The 1,257-nt window shown below is 59.3% G+C and carries 1 protein-coding gene; it reads left to right on the top strand.

Annotated features, from left to right (window positions below; genetic code table 11):
• Positions 1 to 1,257, top strand: a 1,257-nt coding sequence (locus tag ACNFBR_RS29190; protein ID WP_416737875.1) for an immunoglobulin-like domain-containing protein, incomplete at both ends; no start/stop codon positions are given.

Genomic DNA, 1,257 nt, shown 5'->3' with positions numbered 1-1,257 from the left:
GACATCGTCAAGGTAACTATCACGGCTGACCAGGAATCCGTCGCCGAGAACGTCAAACCGACGTTCACCGTGCACGTCAATCAGCCACTGGCGCACGACCTGGTCGTGACCCTGAGCAACAACGCCCAGGTCACCATCAAGGCTGGCGAGACCAGCGCGTCGTACGAGCACGCCGCACAAGGTGACGACGTCTACCAAGACGCTGGTGAAATCAGTCTGGGCATCAAGTCGGCGGTAGACGTCACGGGTGCTACCTTCGAGAACCTGCAGTTGGGCGGTGATGCTTCGGTCAAAGTGACCGACACCCTCGACGAAGTGGTGGCCAAACTGACCGCTACGCCTTCGGTGACCGAAGGTGGCGAGATTACTTACACCATCACCCTGACCAACAAAGACGGGCTGCCGATCAACAACCATTCGGAGCTGTACTTCAAGCTGACCGATGGCACGACGGTCGTCGTGGCTGCCAACAGCACCACCGGTTCGGCCACCGTAATCGCACCGGATAACGTCTACGTCGGCGCTAATCAGCCGGTGGTCAACGCCATCGACGCGGTCAGCGGTGCGGATGCGTGGAAGTTCGAAAACCTGAACCTGGATAAGACCGAGGTCAAAACCACCGTTACCGACGAGCCAGGTACTCCGGGCAACGAAGGCGACCTGGTCAAGGTCACGATCACCGCCGACCAAACCTCGGTGGCCGAGAACGTCAAGCCGACCTTCACCGTTCACATCAACACCGCCCTGGCGCACGACCTGGTCGTGACCCTGAGCAACAACGCCCAGGTCACCATCAAGGCTGGCGAGACCAGCGCGTCGTACGAGCACGCCGCACAAGGTGACGACGTCTACCAAGACGCCGGCGAAATCACCCTCGGCATCAAGTCGGCGGTGGACGTCACGGGCGCTACCTTCGAGAACCTGCAGTTGGGTGGTGATGCTTCGGTCAAAGTGACCGACACCATCGATGAAGTGGTGGCCAAGCTGACCGCTACACCTTCGGTGACCGAAGGTGGCGAGATCACCTACACCATCACCCTGACCAACAAAGACGGTCTGCCGATCAACAACCACTCGGAGCTGTACTTCAAGCTGACCGATGGCACGACGGTTGTAGTAGCTGCTAACAGCACCACCGGTTCTGCTACTGCAATCGCACCGGATAACGTTTATGTCGGCACTAACCAGCCGGTGGTCAACGCCATCGACGCGGTCAGCGGTGCGGATGCGTGGAAGTTCGAAAACCTGAACCTGGAC

Origin of the sequence: Pseudomonas sp. NY11955, assembly GCF_048068035.1 — a bacterium.
Taxonomy (GTDB): Bacteria; Pseudomonadota; Gammaproteobacteria; order Pseudomonadales; family Pseudomonadaceae; genus Aquipseudomonas.
This window is presented reverse-complemented; position numbering and strand designations above follow the sequence as displayed.